Here is a 14,745-nt window from a genome sequence, read left to right as displayed (position 1 = left end):
GGCGACGTGGCCGTCTTCGTGGGCTTCGTGCATCACCGCGTGAAGTTGCTCCAGCCGACGCTGGATGTCCTGGCCTTCGCGGGGATCAAGATAACCGTCGCGCGAGCGAAAATAGAGTTCACGCTGCCGGATCTGCCGCAGCTGCGCCATGAAATATCGGGCTTCCTGGCGGGTGTACGACCCGTCTCGAAGACCATGCTGGATGCCACCAAGATCATGCTGATAGAGGGCGTCGAAGCTCTGATATCCGCCGAAGTACTGGCCGTATTGACGCTGGTTTTGATCCTCGTGCTCGTGTTCGCGCGGTTGCGCCATGGCTGGAGCCCCAACGGCCCCGATGGCCGCGGTTACGACAAGGATACCCAGAAGCTTTTTCATCGTGCCAATCCGTTGCTGAAGGGCCGAGACGGCCGTTCCTACAACACACCACACCGGGAATGAGCCTCACCTGAGCCCGGCCTTCATATGGCGTTCACGGGGAGACGCCTCACCCGAGGATCGGCACTTTAGGGTGAGCTCGGGGACCTGCGCCAGCCTGAGCTCCATGCGCGTCATGAGTCCGGTCACCGACGACCGGGCGGCGTCATCCATCATAGGCGCCGCCAGCATCGGGCCAAACCTCCGCTGTGAACAGGCTCCAGGGAATAGCCGTACCGGCTGGGTGGACCGGCAGATCCCCCCAGCCTCATGAATCAAAGCCAGACCTCGTCCCATGAGCGCGACATCGGCTAGGTTCGCTCGTGGTGCGCTTCGTCGAGCCACCGAAAGAGGATCAGCGTCCGCGCGCCCTCCGGCGTCTCGAAATCACGCCACAGGGCCCCGTCCGCGTTGGGGATCGCCGTGACCACCGCAACGCCAGCTGTTGGCAGATGAGCGAGCAAGGCTCCCTCATAGGCGCTGTTGGAGGGACCGCGCGCCCGGAGCCCCTTGGCATCCTACCGCTCAATTGGCACCACGCCTGCTAGCAGAAGTTCCGAAGGTCGCTGAAGGGTGGACGGCGGACTTTGGCGCACCCCCAATCGACCGCACGTCGTTCCACAGCGGAGGCGCGAACTTGCGCGATCTGATTCTAACACGTGACACGGCTTGGCGCGGGTTCCCGAATGTCTTCAGGGATTGCCCTAGGCGCGCCGGCCCGCCGATCAACGTGACCACTACAATCCGAACGGCGGACGCGCCCCGCCGTCAGCGAATCCAGGCGCGAAAGCTGGCGAGAAAGGGCTCGACAAGTTGGCGGTGAGCCGGGGTGGCGGCGAACTCCAGGGTGCGAAGGCCCCTGCAGAATGCTTGCTGCGCCGGGTCTATGGCCTCCACACGCGCTAGGGCCATTGACCATTCGTTGAACAGGCGCTCGTCGATGTCCTGGCGGTAGAGGGAGATGAGGCCTGTGTGGCGCGGATCGGCGGCGATGCGCGAGTAGGTCGCGTCGACATCGCCGCTCTCTCCCTCCAGGAACTGCAGGAAGCTGCCCTCATAGTGGCAGAGCATGCCAGTGACGCCGCAGCGGCGGTTGTTGCGGTGGGACGCGGCCAGAATGGCGTCCAGTTCCGACGGGGTGGGCACAAGCTGCGCCGTACTCAGATAAGCTATGCAAATCACGATACTGGTTCCGATCTTCCCGGCATCGTTACCAGCGAGGCGCTTTCAGATTGGTGAATCGCGCTGGCAGCGCCTTCCGCCCCGCCCAGTTTTTCCGATACGCTGACCCTGGCTAAGCGAGCGAAGACCGTTCGTGGTTCAAGGCTACGAGGGCGTCGCGGAGGAGGTGACTGCTGAGGCGAGCAGGGTTAGGGCCAAGGCGGTCATGCGAAGACGAAAGCTTAGCCCGCGAGAAGTGGCAGACCGAAAAGCCGGGAAGCCGACACTCGCAATGTTCGAGAGGGGATGTTTCTCCCCGGTAGCTCGGGGCCCGGAAGCAGACGTTCCGGCTCGGTGCCGCGTAGCAGACCCTCCCAAAAGGCTGTTCAGGGTGGTCAGCGGACCTGCGTTCGCTCAATGATTTTAGCGCCAATCTCGGCAACTCGCGCTTCCAAGTGCGCTAAGTAGGGTGCGCCGTGTTGCGCCATCTTGTCGGACGAATACACCCAACGTTCATCCTTTGTCCGTCACGTATATTTCTGCCCGTTCTATGGCGTCACCCTTCGCAGGCTTCGCAAAAACGCCGCCAAGATATCAACCCCAGACGAGGCCAACCCTCCAATAATTCCGCAACCCGGCGGTCCCAATACTTCTGACGACGTACAGTCAGATACGACCGGGTTCACGAAAAAATAGGATGAAAATATGTCGATTAACCAACTTGTTTATGTAAGCCAAGCAACACGTAAGATGTCTCCAGAAGACCTCTCTGCGATTCAGGAAACTGCAAAGAAAAACAATGCGCCACTCGACGTAACAGGTAGCCTATTTTATAATGGCGGTTGGTTTTTGCAAGTATTGGAAGGGCCATTATCAACGCTTGATAAGCTATATAAAAAAATAGAACTCGATCCTAGGCACAAAAACTCGCGAGTATTGTACAACGAGCCGGCAAGCTTCCGTACCTTCCCGCGCTGGAACATGAATATGACCAACTTAAACGACAGACAAGCCGACAAATATGATGAACTTGTCGAAGTCATCGAGGCGGCTCAAACAAACCGTAATATCGGATCGGCATCCCCAGCAGTGACATTACTGAAGATTTTTAGAGGCTGAGTCGAAGGGCCCGAGTCCATCGGGTTGAAGGTCGGCGCGTTCACCGTCGAGGCTCGCTCTATCCTAAGCGAGAACGATGACGCGTTAGACAGCCATCGTTCGCTACGAAGTCACCAAGCAGCGGCGTGAGTATCAAAGCCGGTAACGGTTGCGCGACCGGCGAGGCGAGCGTTCCGTGCCTCTGCCGACGGAACTGAGCCGAAGGTATAATGCTCAACGTCCGCTCAGGGTCGTGAACAGTCGATCACCCTGTCGCCGGGAGCAGACATGATGAGCCCCACCATCACCCGCGACTACCAGCCGTCCGACCTGGAAACCGTGGCGGACCTGTGGTTTGCAAGCTGGGCAACAACGGGCCTCGCGTTCGCGGACGGGATTTCGGTCGCTGGAAACGCCATCCGTATCGAAGCCGAGATCAGAAATGGTTGGGTTGTTCGCGTTGCGGTCCGGGACGGACAGATCGTTGGGTTCTTAGCCATCACCCCACGCGAAGGCAGGCTGAACCAGTTGTTCGTTGCGCCCCACGCAAAAGGAACGGGCGTTGGGACTATTTTGCTCGAAGACGCGAAGGCGAAGATGCCCGATGGCTTCTGGCTCTGGACGCCGCGCGCCAACATGAACGCCACCGCGTTCTACACTTCCCGGTCACTGCACCTCGTTCGTTATGAGCAGGACGGCGAGACGGAGATGGCGATCTTTAGCTGGCGGTAGCTCCGCCTAGAACAAGACAATTGGCCAAAGCTTGAGCGTCGGGCGAACATCGACCACCCTCGGCAAATGACAATGCTAATCGTGGCCAGAGACGAGCACTTCGCATGGCTTCTCGGAGAAGCTCCGCCCCCCGATCCTCTACGCGAAGCTCCCGGCGGCGTGGAACAACGACGCATACTCAGATGGCTTCGTGCGGCCTCAGCGCGATTGGAGGCAGCCGGGTGCCTCGGCTCCTGGCTGATCGTCGATGAAGGCGAGGTGGTTGGCCTGTGCTCGTTCAAAGGCCTTCCTGACGCCGCAGGCTCAGCCGAAATCGGATACGGGATAGCCGAAACCCGCCGACGAAATGGCCACGCCACGGAGGCCGTGAGACTCTTGTGTGAGGAGGTTGGTCGAGTGGGTGGCTTGAGGGCTCTGCGCGCGGAGACGGCCACCGACAACCCGTCGTCGCAACGGGTACTGGAGCACAACGGCTTCGTACAAGTAGGCGCACGCCACGACCCGGAAGACGGCGATCTTCTCCTCTGGTCCAAACCCTTAGGTGCGTGGGCTGGAGAGCCGCCAAGCGCACCGGAAGCAGACATCGCGAACGACCGCTGAGGGTCGATTTTCCCCGTTGGCTCCGCGTCGCGAAGTTGCCGTTGGCGAGCGCGCAGTCTCCAGCCCAAATCCGGACATTCCCAACGGCGACTAAGAGCCCAAAGCAGCCGTTGCCCGGACTGCTCCTAATGTTTTCTACGGGCTCTTAGCCGAAGTCCCCCAGGGCTGCTTCCGAACAGCGAGGGTTAGATAGCCAGTGATGACTGGCTTGGATTCTTTGCCGACGCTGGGAAGGTCGACACCAGCGTGCCCAAATTGCGCTGTGGACGGGTCGGCTCCGACAAGCCGAACACCGCTCCTCTACCTGAATATATCCCATAGCAAAAACAAACTCTTTAGTTGTAGGATCATTGCGGGGGAAAAACAGAATGTGGCGCGATAGCGAAAGCCAAGACGACTTTCTCAATTTTACAGAGCTTGCCGAGCAGGTGGCGACGTTAGCAACTAACGCGAGCCTACTGCCCATATCCATTGGTGTGTTCGGTACCTGGGGTACCGGAAAGTCCACGGTTTTAAGCCTGGTTGAGCAGACACTTAAGAATGCCGAACCTGCGCCGATAATCGTGAAATTTGATGCCTGGCTGTATCAGGGCTTCGATGATGCCAAGGCGGCCCTCATGGAAGTGGTCGCCGCACGGCTAGTCGATGAGAGCAAGGCGAACGAAGGTCTACTGCAAAAGGCCAAGGCGTTCGCCGGCCGCGTCAACTATTTCCGGGCTCTCGGAATGGCGGCAGACTTCGGCCTGGGAATGGCCTTCGGCGTGCCGCCGGGCCTCCTAACGAAGGCCGGTGGCGCGATTGGAGCAATGGTCGCGGGCAAGGCTGGCGGCGATGATGCGGATGCCCTCAAAGAGGGTGGTAAGGCGGCTGTGGACGCGTGGTCAAAACTGATCCGCCCGGCCGAGGAGAAAACGCCGCCCAAGGAAATCGCAGCGTTTAGAGAAGAGTTCGGGGAGATAATCGCCGGCCTCGGCCGGCCCCTTATCCTCTTCATAGACAATCTGGACCGCTGTCTTCCCGATGTCGCCATCGGCACGCTCGAGGCCGTCCGTCTGTTCCTGTTCATTGAGGGCACCGCCTTCGTCATTGCCGCAGACGAAGACATGATCCGGCACTCCGTAAGCAAGCACTTCGGTGACATCAACTCACGTCATGTGAAGGACTACCTCGACAAAGTAATCCAGGTGCCACTCAGGGTCCCGCAAGTCAGCTCCGAAGATGTCAGAGCCTATATGTATTCTCTGTTCACCAGCCTCCATGCACCGGAGAAGCTGCCAGAGGTGAAGGCCCATCTGCTGGAGGCTCTGCAGACCGGTTGGAAAGGATCTACGTTCACGAGGAAAGAAATATTCGAGCTGGCGGGGAGCCCGGCCCACCTTCTCGATGCGCTCGCTGTTTGTGACCGACTGGCACCTATCCTCACCAAGGCCCCGACCATCGGCGGTAATCCGCGCATCGTGAAGCGGTTGCTCAACGCCATCACGTTGCGGCAGACTCTCGCCGGTTCGCGGAAGATGAATGTGGATTTGGCCACGCTCGCCAAGCTGGCGGTTTTCGAGCGGAGCACCGACGCTCGCGCGGCACAGAAGCTCTACCAACTTGTGATGGATGAGAACGGAGCTGAGCCGTTCCTGAATGCGACAGGAAAACTGAAGGAGGATCGCCCGGATTGGCCGTTGGAGTGGAAGGGCCACGAGCCTTTCATCGAAGAGTGGCGCGAGATGGAGCCTCATTTCGATAATGCAGCCTCCCTTCGGCCAGCAGTGTTCCTAAGCCGCGACGTCATGGCACCTTCCGTCGCGCGTTCAGGCCTGAGCGACGCAGCCGTAGCCGCGGTCGCAGCGCTCAGTGCGGTCGATTCAGTGAATTCACCGGCAGGTACCAGCGTCGTTGGCGATCTCTCTGCAACCGATCGGCGAGCTGTCATGGGCGAATTGATTGAGCATCTGCGTAAGCAGGACTGGAAGAAGCTACCCAGCGGGATTCATGGGGCCGTCATCCTCGGCAAAGCTTCATCTGATGCTGCGGCGGAACTGAAGGCTTTCGTAGAGACGATTCCGGCCGGGGGGATGCACAAGCCCACCAGGTTTATTCTTGAAAACGGCGGGTATCTCGCCAAGGGCAGATAATGGGCACTTCGCAATCGAAGCCGTCGGCTAGAGGCGGCTCTCCCTTAGTTCCTTCGTGGGCAAATCAGGACCCTCCCCCCGCCGCGCCGGGCGCTGTAAACCCGCCCGCCGACGGTACCATTCCCAACCCGGCGGACGGTGCCGCTGCCCCCGACGTTTTTGAGCCCCGCCGGTTGGCAGGCATGCGTCGGTCCTTGAAGAAATTCATGAGTTCAGGTGATCGTGCCGACGCGCGTAGAGCGCTGGGACATTTCTCCCGGGGCTCGGCCGGCGGCGGCGCGCCTGGTGCCCAGCGTCTGGCGCGGGCGGCACGTGTGGGCGGGGGTGCCATAGCCGCATTTTCCCAAGCGGTGTCAGGTCAACAACCCGCGCCAAACGGCTTCGACCTCAGCACGCTTGCAGGGATGCCCGTTGCGCAGGCCGTGGACGCCATTGTCGACGCGTTTTGTCCGCCCGGGATCGTTGATGAAGACAACATTCGGGCAGCGGTTGGCGAAGCGCTTACGGAGGCGTTGGAGGGCGCTGATCTCTTCGATCCCACGGCAATCAACAATTATACCGTCGTCGTCGCGACAAGGGCATTTGTCGCCGAACTGGTTTTTACCGCTGTCATTGCTGAGCAAGGTCAGTCTGCTGAGAACGCCAGTCCGCAGCAGGCGATTGCGAGAGAAAATGACCTCCGCTCAATGGTCAGAGAAGTCACAGATGTCATCGCGACACCCATCATCCAATCAGCCGGGCCAGCCCTGACGCAAGACCGCGTAGCCCAGCTAGTGACCCAAATCGCCACTATTGTTTACGAGGAAATGTCAGGATGGGAGTGACCCGAGTCGTCGCAACGCCCGTCGTCGCAGACGCCCAGGCGGCTCTGCTGGCCGGAAATATTGGGGTGGCGCTGTATCATGCAGGCTCTCCTGCAATGCCCGGTCTTGGCGCTCACCTGCACGAGTCCGCGGTTAAACACCTGCCGCAAACGCCATCTGCTGCCTCATGGGATTTCCTCTCAATCGCTATCGCAGCGTTCGCCGCCGATCGCTTTGTCATGCGGAACGTTGCTGAGGATGGCTGGACACGCGTGATCGCCCTCGATGTTGCAGTCGGTAATCCCGCTCTCTGGACCCCACAACTCCCGCGTCTTGAGAGCGCCCTCCGGTTTCTGACCGGGGACATATGGCAACTGTCCGTGCGGGGCGGCGGATCTAGCCCTCCCCCGGTGGCGGTACGCCCAACTGATCGCGACGCAATCTGTCTTTTCTCCGGGGGCCTCGACAGCCTACTCGGCGCGTTGAAATTGCTTGAGCAAGGCCGAAGACCCTTCTTGGTCAGCCAAGGATCCACCAAAGAGGTGGGGCCGCAGCGCGAGCTGGCGGAAGCAATTGGACTCGCGAACCACCGCTTCGACGGCAATGTGAATGAACGTTGGCGCACCCCCTACGAAGGCTCGACGCGCGGAAGGTCGTTGATCTTCTTTGCCTATGGTGCAGTTGCGGCATCAGCCCACGGCTTGAATGAAGTCATCGTTCCTGAGAACGGCCTAATAGCGATTAATCCGCCATTCACTGCCCGGCGTATGGGCTCCCTGAGCACGCGCACGACCCATCCCTACTTCCTGAATCAGCTTGAAGAGGCGATGGCCGGCGTCGGACTCAACGTCCGTCTCACAAACATCTTCGAGGGACAGACGAAAGGAGAAATGATGGCGGCGTGCGCACATGCGAACCTCGCTACTCTTGCCGCGACATCCTACTCCTGTGGGAAGGGCAAGCGCATCAACGCCCAGTGTGGGCGGTGTGTCCCTTGCCTCATCCGTCAGGCAGCTTTTCATAGCTCGGGGACTCCTGACGGCACACACTACCGAGCCGATTTGCGGACATCCGCGAAGAACGACGACGTCATGGCCGCCAGGATCGCAACCGCGCGCGCGAGGCAGAGCACGCCTGAGCAATTCGGAAGGTGGGCGACGAAATCTGGACCTCTGCCTGCCGACCCGGCACGGAGGGGAGCAATCACCGGCGCTGTGACGCGCGGGCTGGTCGAAATGGCTGACTTCCTAGATGGAGTGGCATGGCGTTAATCGATTTCCATTGTCACCTCGACCTCTATCCAAATCCTCACGACGTTGCCCGCGAGGTGGCGAGACGCGGCGTTTACGTTCTTTCAGTCACCACTACACCTAGCGCCTTCCTCGGGACGCTAGCGCTCGCAGGCTCTGAGGGCCGCATTCGGACGGCACTCGGACTACATCCCGAGATCGCGGTCGCGCGCGAAGGCGAGCTTCCCCTTTTTGAAAAACTACTTCCCCAGACAGACTACGTTGGGGAGGTTGGGCTAGACGGCTCACGCCCCCATCGCGATACCCTGGACCGGCAAGGCGGGATCCTATCGGCAATCCTAGGCTTTTGTGCTCAAGCCGGTGGGAAGACCATTTCGCTACATAGTCGCGGAGCGACAAAACTCTTGCTCGATGTTCTGGAGAGCGAACCACGCGCTGGGACGACTGTGCTTCACTGGTTCAGCGGCACAGAGCGTGAGGTCCGGCGAGCGTCCGAAATGGGGTGTTGGTTTTCTGTGGGGCGACCGATGCTCACGTCTGAACGAGGCAGGAATAACGTGGCTGCGATGCCACTCGACCGCATCCTTCCGGAGACGGATGGCCCATTTGGGAAAATCAGCGGCCGGTCATCTTACCCATGGGAAGCGATGAGCGTTGTCGACGAGCTTGATGAATTATTAGGTCGCAGCACTTCAGAAATCGGATCAGTTCTGGTCGACAATTTCCGGCGCATCTCCACCATTACCAAAGATCGCGTCAAAATTAGATGAGCCGGATAAGTGCGAATTGCCTGAAGAGCATCGACGCGTCGACAGGACTGACTGGTTAGCCACAATGCTTCATACGCGAAAATCCGAGCGTTTCGGCCTAAGGACGCGAGTCGATAGGCGCTGATTTCCCTCGTTCGCTGCTGTGAGAAATTACCCCTTCCGCCGGAATACGGCCTTTGCGAGTAACCTGTCAGGGCCACGGAAGCGAACCCCAGCCGATTTGCTGTGCTTCTGGAATGCGTGAAGTGGGGAGATATCTAGAGGCATAGAAGCGGAATTGAACCTGCGGCCGCCTGCATCGAGCGCGTCGACAACGGCGGCCTGCTTAACAAGCAACTGATCCTCACCATGGTCGGCTCGGCGTTCTTCCTATCCGGCGGGTTTTCACCGCCTGTAGGTGAATCAAGGCATTCTGCCTCGCTGCCGCGGCCGACTTGATCAATTCCCCCCCGGCGCAAGGAAGCATGCATGTTGTCGGGCTCCACCGTTCTAGTGCTTGGAGCCGGCTCAAGCGTTGATTTCGGCATGCCCGTCGGGTCCGAGCTCGCAAAAGACATCCGCGACCGGCTCGCCTTTCACTTCGACTTCGGCACTGTGTTGAAGGGCGATGAAATCCTCGCCATGCAGTTTCAACGTGCCTTCGGAGACAGGAGTCCGTCCGCATTCGCGGCTGCCCAACGCCTAGCCTCGGTTATCGGCAGCTTCAAATCCATCGATGACTGCCTCTACACCCACGGCGCAGATGAGCTGATGATGACCGTTGGCAAGGCGGCGATCGTCCGGGCAATCGCGGCAAAAGAGCATTCCAGCTGGCTGAGAAAATTATGGTCGGGCCAAGCCGACGCGCGCGCCCAAGCCCTCGCCAAGCTCGATAGCGGCTGGGTCCATCAGATCGTCCAGATGCTCGTCACCGGACGTCGCGCGGCCGACCGCCGCGACCTTTTCAGCGACCTGTCCCTAGTGACATTCAACTACGACCGCTGCGCCGAGACCGCGCTCTTTCACTTGGTACGTCAGGCCTATGCCATCGAGGATGTCGAGGCGGTCCCGATCATGGAGGGCCTGAAGGTTTACCGACCCTACGGGGGGCTTGGCGCACTCCCGTGGATGCCGGCACCGCACTCGCCCTTCGGTCCAGAACACCCTGACACACTTAGAATGGCGTCGGGCATCTCGATCTACACTGAAGAGTTGGGCGAGCGCCCTGACCTCGTCGAAATGCAGGGCAAGCTGCAGGCCGCAAGCAACATCGTGTTTCTAGGGTTTGGCTTTCACAAACAGAATATGGAGCTGATCTCACCCGAAGCTGGCCCGAGCAACCCGCCGCGGGTCCTGGCGACGATGTACGGCGAGCCAGACCCAGTTGTGCAAGTTGTTACGGCGCGCATTCACAGCGCCTACGGGGTTCAGGCTAACATCCATCTTGGATATAAACCTGTCGATTCGACTCAGTTCATTCGCGAGCATGGCGTGCTGCTTTCCGCGTAACGCACGGATCGGATTTTGGCCTGAGGTCGATCATCGGGGGCGAGCGCCCTTCCACATAATGCTTCGGCTTAAACCGTATGAGCGCAATTCGGTCATCTCGACCAGCGGCGGGATGTTGCCTCAAAGCGGACATTCCAAGGCATTCAACGAGCCTGACCGGACTCCTAGCGCGCCGCGCAGATGCCCGCCCCTCCCCCCGATTTCCGATAACCTTAGAAAGCGGAAGGGGAACTGACAGGTTAAAGCCACAATTCGCCTCATACGCGAAAATTCGAGCGTTTCGGCCTAAGGACGCGAGTCCACAGGCGTTGATTTCACTTGTTTTCACGGCTGCGAGAAGTAGCCCTTTCCGCCAGAAAAAGACCTTCCCGACTTAACTTGTCCGTACCGATGTTTTGCCGAGCGGGCCGCGCGGCTAAGGCGTCGGGAGGCTGTCGATCAGCGCCGCCAGGCCTTTGCCGTAGGCGTCGCGCAGGGCCATCCAGTAGGGATCATGGACTTCGATGGTCTTGATACCCCCGGTGCTGAAGCTGTCGGCGACATAGGTCAGCAGATCGATCGGCATGCCCACCGAGACGTTGCTGCGCAGGGTTGCGTCGAAGGAGAGCAGCGCCAGTTTGGCCGCCTCCTCCAAACTGGTCTCGATGGTGAGCGCTCGCACAAGGATTGGCTTGCCGTACTTGGTCTCCCCAATCTGCAAGAAGGGCGACCTATCGGTGGCCTCCACGAAATTGCTTGCGGCATAGATTTGAAACAGCCGAGGTTCCTCGCCGGCCATCTGACCGCCGATCAGGAAACTGGCGGCCGCGTCGCCGTAGGCTGCCACATAGCTCCCATCGCGCTCGGCAATCGCCCGTAGGGCGGCGCCAACAATCGAAGCGACCTCGAAGAGCGTTTTCGCCGCTGCGATATCGAGGCCCGCGAGGCCTGACCCGGACTTTTCTTGCAGGGTGCTGACGACGGCCTGGGTTGTCGCCAGATTGCCGGCGGACATAATCGCCACCGAGCAACCGCTGGCGACCGGCAGGAAGGCGAGCTTGCGGACGTGGATGACTTGATCGACGCCAGCGTTCGACCGCGAGTCCGAAGCGAGGACCAAGCCACTACGAAGAAGAATTCCTAGGCAATAGGTCATGGCTTAGCACTCGACAGTGACGTCTCCCGTGTGCGGCTGAGGTAGATCTTCTCCAGGCCGAAAATCGCTGAGATCCCGACCACGGCTATGAGGATGATCGCCGGATCGGTCTGGGATTTCACAAGCAGGAAAGCGCCCAGAACCAGGGCGTCCAGGATCATGGCGGCAATAAGTATGCCCGCATGGGCGCCGATCTCCCGTCTCAGATGCCGGAACACTCCCCAGTGGATGGCGATGTCCATGACCAGGTAGAAGATCGCGCCCAAAGAGGCGATCCGTGACAGGTCGAAGAACACCGCCAGCAGGCTGGCTATCGCCGCCGTATAGACCAGCAGGTGCTTTTGGATGTTTTCGCCCGGCAGGCCGAAATGCCGATGGGGAATGAGGCGCATCTCGGTCAGCATGGCCAGCATGCGCGAAACCGCGAAAATGCTCGCCAGCAGACCTGAGCCGGTGGCGATAACCGCGATCAGGACCGTGAACTGCACCCCGAGATTCCCGAAGGCGGGACGGGCGGCCTCGGCCAGGGAGTAGTTTTTGGCCGCGATGATCTGGTCGATCGACAGAGACGCGCCGACCGCCAGGGCCACCAACATGTAGACCACAAAGCAGATGGCGAGGGAGATCAGGATCGCCCGGCCGACGTTCTTGTGGGGGTTCACGACCTCGCTGCCGCTGTTGGTGATCGTGGTGAAGCCCTTGTAGGCGAGGATCGCCAGGGCGACCCCGGCCAGGAAGCCGCTCGCCGTGACGCCGTTGGCCGCTGCTGCGGGCGCGGAAGCGGCCTCGTGCGAGTTCAAGCCGCTCGCCCAAAGCGCGGCGATGGCGAAGATCGCAATTCCGCCGATCTTCAGGACCGCCGCAATCTTCGAGACACTGCCGATGACGCGATTGCCCGCGATGTTGATCAGGAAGGCCGCGACGATCAGGCCGACCGCCAGGGCCGGGACCAGCAGCCGGTTGGCGCCGACATTGAACAGCTGCAGCGTGTAGGTCCCGAACGTGCGGGCCACCAGGCTTTCGCTGATGATCATTGAAAACGCCATCAGCAGGGAACAGCCGCCGGTGATGGTCGATCGCCCATAGGCCTTGCTCAACACCATGGCGATCCCCCCGGCTGAGGGATAGGCGTTCGACATCTTAATGTAGGTGTAGGCGGCGAAACCGCTGATCACCGCCGCCACCACGAAGGCCAGCGGGAATAGCGCCCCCGCGAGTTCAGCGACCTGACCCGTCAGGGCGAAAATCCCCGCGCCAATCATCACACCGGCGCCCATGGCCACCGCGCCCGCCAGGGTCAGGCTGTTCTTCCGATATTGCTGATGCTCGTCGATAACGGTCGCTCCCTGTCGGCGGCGCTTAAGCAAAGTGCCCGTTGTCTTCGTCCGCGTGCGTGGCGCTGGGCCTCACACCACGAAGACCGGTGCGAATCCGCCGCCCGGCGTTCGGAAATTGGTTGTCTGACCCTGGTAGATCCGCGCGGCGGCCAGAAGTGCTGTTCCCGCGTAGGTGTAGAGGCGCACGTCGAGCTTCATCGACTGGATCTCACCATCGACGGCGATACTGCGCGTGCTTGGCTGGGCCAGGTCCTGGGCGATATAGCCGCCCTTGCGGATCAGCTCCCAAACCCCGCGCGTAGTCTTGTCGCCGCGATAGACCGCCTTGCCGCCATGGCCGCCGTCCGGTTTGAAAAAGTAGCGCTTACGATCCGCCCATAGCTGGTCCGCGGTTTCGGGGGTTACCGGGACCGTGCGGGGAATGGAGCTCAGGCTTTGCCGCTGCGCCGGCGTCAATCCCCAGTCCCCTACCGCACCCGGATCGGAGAGGAGCACGAGGTTTCGCTTGTCGGCATAGAGGGCGTGATTGTGCGGGTTGGGGGTGAGCACGACCGCCCCGGCTTGATAGGCAGCCTGGAGGGGTTCATGGCCCGCCGCGGCCAGCGAGAAATCGACCAGGCGGTTATAGACGAGGTCCACGACCTCGCCGCCGCGCCACAGCTCTCCATCCGTGAAGCTCAATTCGCCCGGGTCGGCGATCCACGCTTGGACGCCGTGTCGCTCGAAGAGGCCTTGGGCGAGCAAAAATTCCGGCAGGAGGTACTGTTCCTGCGGGCGGTCATCCACGATGGCGATCGTGCGCGGCTGACCGGCGCGGCCTTGGCGTCGCCACTCAGCCAGAAACATTCCCCAAACCGCGTCCTCGAATTCACCATCGACAGGAGGGCTCACCGCCTCTTGCGCTTCGCGGCAACAGGCCCTTTGAGCCTGGGCCAGCACGGCGTTCAGGAAGGCGCCGCCCGCATTGGTGTTCACTTCGATGAGCCTGGGCCCGTCGTCGCCAAGATGAAAATCATAGCCCATGAAGACACCCAGAGGGCCGAAGTCGCCGCTTGCGATGGGCGGCGCCCAGGCCAGGACCGCACGCTGGTATTGCGGACTGGCGGCGGCGGCCTCGATCGCCAGCACCACATCCAGCATCGCGTCCATATCGGCCTTGGCCAGGAACACCGGCGAGCTTGCGAACAGGCTCGTCCGCTCAATCAGCAACCTGGATAGATCCGGCATTGCCGAAGTCCGGATCGCGGCGTCCAGCTTCTCCTGATCAAGGGTGATGCAGAAACATCGGCTATTGAGGACGGCGTCTCGGCCCTTCAGATCATTGGTCATCGGGATGAGGACCAGGTGCAGGGCAATTGTCATCCCGCTCGCTCACGGCAGGTCCGCCGTCGATGTGGCGATCACCAAGCGCGCCGCCCGCCGGCAGGTCTGTCCTTGATCGGAAGGCCCCTGCCCGTTCGACAAGGTCGCTCATGTGGGATGCGGCCCGGAGGGTGAGCGGATGATGGGTGAAGCCAGGCCGCGGCGAAATGTAGGCCGTGACCTCTCGCGCAAGTTCAAGTTGGCGCTCGGATGCGTCGGCCAACAAGGCGATCAGTAGGTTCTCCATCGCGATCAGGCGGACACGCAGCAGGACGATTTCGGAGTTTGTCACCTCAGGCGCCGGCTCGGGGGCCGCCCCGCCCTCGGTCGAACCCTCTTGTGGACCTTGGAGGCTCGCACCCCCTTCATTGTCCCAGCGCGAGAGCGCTTTCTGCCGTAGCTGCGCAGGGTCGGAGAGATCCATTTCGGGCTCTAGCATGCCTGCGCCTTTTCAGTTCTGAGG

The 14,745-nt window shown here is 60.7% G+C and carries 15 protein-coding genes and 1 pseudogene; 9 read left to right on the top strand and 7 right to left on the bottom strand.

Annotated features, from left to right (window positions below; genetic code table 11):
• Nucleotides 1-6: 6 nt before the first annotated feature.
• Entirely contained in the window at nucleotides 7-441 is a 435-nt protein-coding gene (locus JKL49_RS05145) for a hypothetical protein (protein ID WP_215338697.1), read from the top strand.
• Nucleotides 442-728: 287 nt separating this feature from the next.
• Here the strand turns inward: JKL49_RS05145 and JKL49_RS05140 are convergent, their stop codons facing one another.
• From JKL49_RS05140 to JKL49_RS21380, 3 genes and pseudogenes are all read right to left on the bottom strand, one after another.
• On the bottom strand, nucleotides 729-881 hold the full coding sequence (locus tag JKL49_RS05140) for a hypothetical protein (RefSeq protein ID WP_215338696.1): 153 nt from the start codon (nucleotides 879-881) through the stop codon (nucleotides 729-731).
• A 304-nt stretch (nucleotides 882-1,185) separates the two neighbouring features.
• Nucleotides 1,186-1,599, bottom strand: a complete 414-nt coding sequence (locus tag JKL49_RS05135; RefSeq protein WP_215338694.1) for a BLUF domain-containing protein — start codon at nucleotides 1,597-1,599, stop codon at nucleotides 1,186-1,188.
• A gap of 527 nt (nucleotides 1,600-2,126) precedes the next feature.
• Nucleotides 2,127-2,246 (bottom strand): annotated as a pseudogene (locus JKL49_RS21380) (hypothetical protein); the annotation flags it as partial.
• 37 nt (nucleotides 2,247-2,283) lie between these two features.
• Here JKL49_RS21380 and JKL49_RS05130 point away from each other — a divergent pair.
• The 8 genes from JKL49_RS05130 to JKL49_RS05095 all read left to right on the top strand — a co-directional run bounded on the left by JKL49_RS05130 (nucleotide 2,284) and on the right by JKL49_RS05095 (nucleotide 10,448).
• The gene (locus JKL49_RS05130; protein ID WP_215338692.1) at nucleotides 2,284-2,697 is read left to right on the top strand and encodes a BLUF domain-containing protein; all 414 of its coding nucleotides are present in this window, start codon (nucleotides 2,284-2,286) and stop codon (nucleotides 2,695-2,697) included.
• A 267-nt stretch (nucleotides 2,698-2,964) separates the two neighbouring features.
• Nucleotides 2,965-3,408, top strand: a complete 444-nt coding sequence (locus tag JKL49_RS05125) for a GNAT family N-acetyltransferase (RefSeq protein WP_215338690.1) — start codon at nucleotides 2,965-2,967, stop codon at nucleotides 3,406-3,408.
• 66 nt (nucleotides 3,409-3,474) lie between these two features.
• Nucleotides 3,475-4,008 carry a GNAT family N-acetyltransferase gene (locus tag JKL49_RS21375; protein WP_430700666.1) on the top strand — a complete coding sequence of 178 codons (534 nt, stop codon included), beginning with the start codon at nucleotides 3,475-3,477 and terminating at the stop codon, nucleotides 4,006-4,008.
• 368 nt (nucleotides 4,009-4,376) lie between these two features.
• Nucleotides 4,377-6,137 (top strand): KAP family P-loop NTPase fold protein, encoded by a 1,761-nt coding sequence (locus JKL49_RS05115; RefSeq protein ID WP_215338686.1) that lies wholly within the window; start codon nucleotides 4,377-4,379, stop codon nucleotides 6,135-6,137.
• A 194-nt stretch (nucleotides 6,138-6,331) separates the two neighbouring features.
• Complete coding sequence (locus tag JKL49_RS05110; protein WP_215338685.1) at nucleotides 6,332-6,961, top strand: hypothetical protein; 630 nt, start codon at nucleotides 6,332-6,334, stop codon at nucleotides 6,959-6,961.
• Nucleotides 6,952-8,211 carry a Qat anti-phage system QueC-like protein QatC gene (qatC, locus tag JKL49_RS05105; RefSeq protein ID WP_215338683.1) on the top strand — a complete coding sequence of 420 codons (1,260 nt, stop codon included), beginning with the start codon at nucleotides 6,952-6,954 and terminating at the stop codon, nucleotides 8,209-8,211. Before JKL49_RS05110 ends, qatC begins: the two co-directional genes overlap by 10 nt.
• Nucleotides 8,202-8,960, top strand: coding sequence for a Qat anti-phage system TatD family nuclease QatD (gene qatD, locus JKL49_RS05100; protein ID WP_215338681.1), 759 nt, complete (start codon nucleotides 8,202-8,204; stop codon nucleotides 8,958-8,960). Before qatC ends, qatD begins: the two co-directional genes overlap by 10 nt.
• 468 nt (nucleotides 8,961-9,428) lie before the next feature.
• Complete coding sequence (locus JKL49_RS05095) at nucleotides 9,429-10,448, top strand: SIR2 family protein (RefSeq protein ID WP_215338679.1); 1,020 nt, start codon at nucleotides 9,429-9,431, stop codon at nucleotides 10,446-10,448.
• A gap of 415 nt (nucleotides 10,449-10,863) precedes the next feature.
• Here JKL49_RS05095 and JKL49_RS05090 read toward each other — a convergent pair whose 3' ends face one another.
• Genes JKL49_RS05090 through JKL49_RS05075 form a run of 4 tightly spaced genes read right to left on the bottom strand, consistent with a single transcriptional unit; the run spans nucleotide 10,864 to nucleotide 14,706 of the window.
• Nucleotides 10,864-11,583, bottom strand: coding sequence for a proteasome-type protease (locus JKL49_RS05090; RefSeq protein WP_215338677.1), 720 nt, complete (start codon nucleotides 11,581-11,583; stop codon nucleotides 10,864-10,866).
• Nucleotides 11,580-12,950: an APC family permease gene (locus JKL49_RS05085; protein ID WP_215338676.1), complete on the bottom strand. Its 1,371-nt coding sequence runs from the start codon at nucleotides 12,948-12,950 to the stop codon at nucleotides 11,580-11,582. The genes JKL49_RS05090 and JKL49_RS05085 overlap by 4 nt, the downstream gene beginning before the upstream one ends.
• A 39-nt stretch (nucleotides 12,951-12,989) precedes the next feature.
• Nucleotides 12,990-14,282: a hypothetical protein gene (locus JKL49_RS05080; protein ID WP_249778028.1), complete on the bottom strand. Its 1,293-nt coding sequence runs from the start codon at nucleotides 14,280-14,282 to the stop codon at nucleotides 12,990-12,992.
• Nucleotides 14,239-14,706: a hypothetical protein gene (locus JKL49_RS05075; RefSeq protein WP_215338674.1), complete on the bottom strand. Its 468-nt coding sequence runs from the start codon at nucleotides 14,704-14,706 to the stop codon at nucleotides 14,239-14,241. Before JKL49_RS05075 ends, JKL49_RS05080 begins: the two co-directional genes overlap by 44 nt.
• Between the last annotated feature and the right edge of the window lie 39 nt (nucleotides 14,707-14,745).

This window comes from Phenylobacterium glaciei (assembly GCF_016772415.1).
Classification (GTDB): Bacteria; Pseudomonadota; Alphaproteobacteria; order Caulobacterales; family Caulobacteraceae; genus Phenylobacterium; species Phenylobacterium glaciei.
This window is presented reverse-complemented; position numbering and strand designations above follow the sequence as displayed.

What these genes read in the sequence shown, in the direction of transcription:
- JKL49_RS05130 (WP_215338692.1), top strand. Translation starts at nt 2,284, where the DNA reads ATGTCGATTAACCAACTTGTTTATGTAAGCCAAGCAACACGTAAGATG.
- JKL49_RS05125 (WP_215338690.1), top strand. Translation starts at nt 2,965, where the DNA reads ATGATGAGCCCCACCATCACCCGCGACTACCAGCCGTCCGACCTGGAA.
- JKL49_RS21375 (WP_430700666.1), top strand. Translation starts at nt 3,475, where the DNA reads ATGACAATGCTAATCGTGGCCAGAGACGAGCACTTCGCATGGCTTCTC.
- JKL49_RS05115 (WP_215338686.1), top strand. Translation starts at nt 4,377, where the DNA reads ATGTGGCGCGATAGCGAAAGCCAAGACGACTTTCTCAATTTTACAGAG.
- qatC (WP_215338683.1), top strand. Translation starts at nt 6,952, where the DNA reads ATGGGAGTGACCCGAGTCGTCGCAACGCCCGTCGTCGCAGACGCCCAG.
- qatD (WP_215338681.1), top strand. Translation starts at nt 8,202, where the DNA reads ATGGCGTTAATCGATTTCCATTGTCACCTCGACCTCTATCCAAATCCT.
- JKL49_RS05095 (WP_215338679.1), top strand. Translation starts at nt 9,429, where the DNA reads ATGTTGTCGGGCTCCACCGTTCTAGTGCTTGGAGCCGGCTCAAGCGTT.
- JKL49_RS05090 (WP_215338677.1), bottom strand. Translation starts at nt 11,583, where the DNA reads ATGACCTATTGCCTAGGAATTCTTCTTCGTAGTGGCTTGGTCCTCGCT.
- JKL49_RS05080 (WP_249778028.1), bottom strand. Translation starts at nt 14,282, where the DNA reads ATGACAATTGCCCTGCACCTGGTCCTCATCCCGATGACCAATGATCTG.
- JKL49_RS05075 (WP_215338674.1), bottom strand. Translation starts at nt 14,706, where the DNA reads ATGGATCTCTCCGACCCTGCGCAGCTACGGCAGAAAGCGCTCTCGCGC.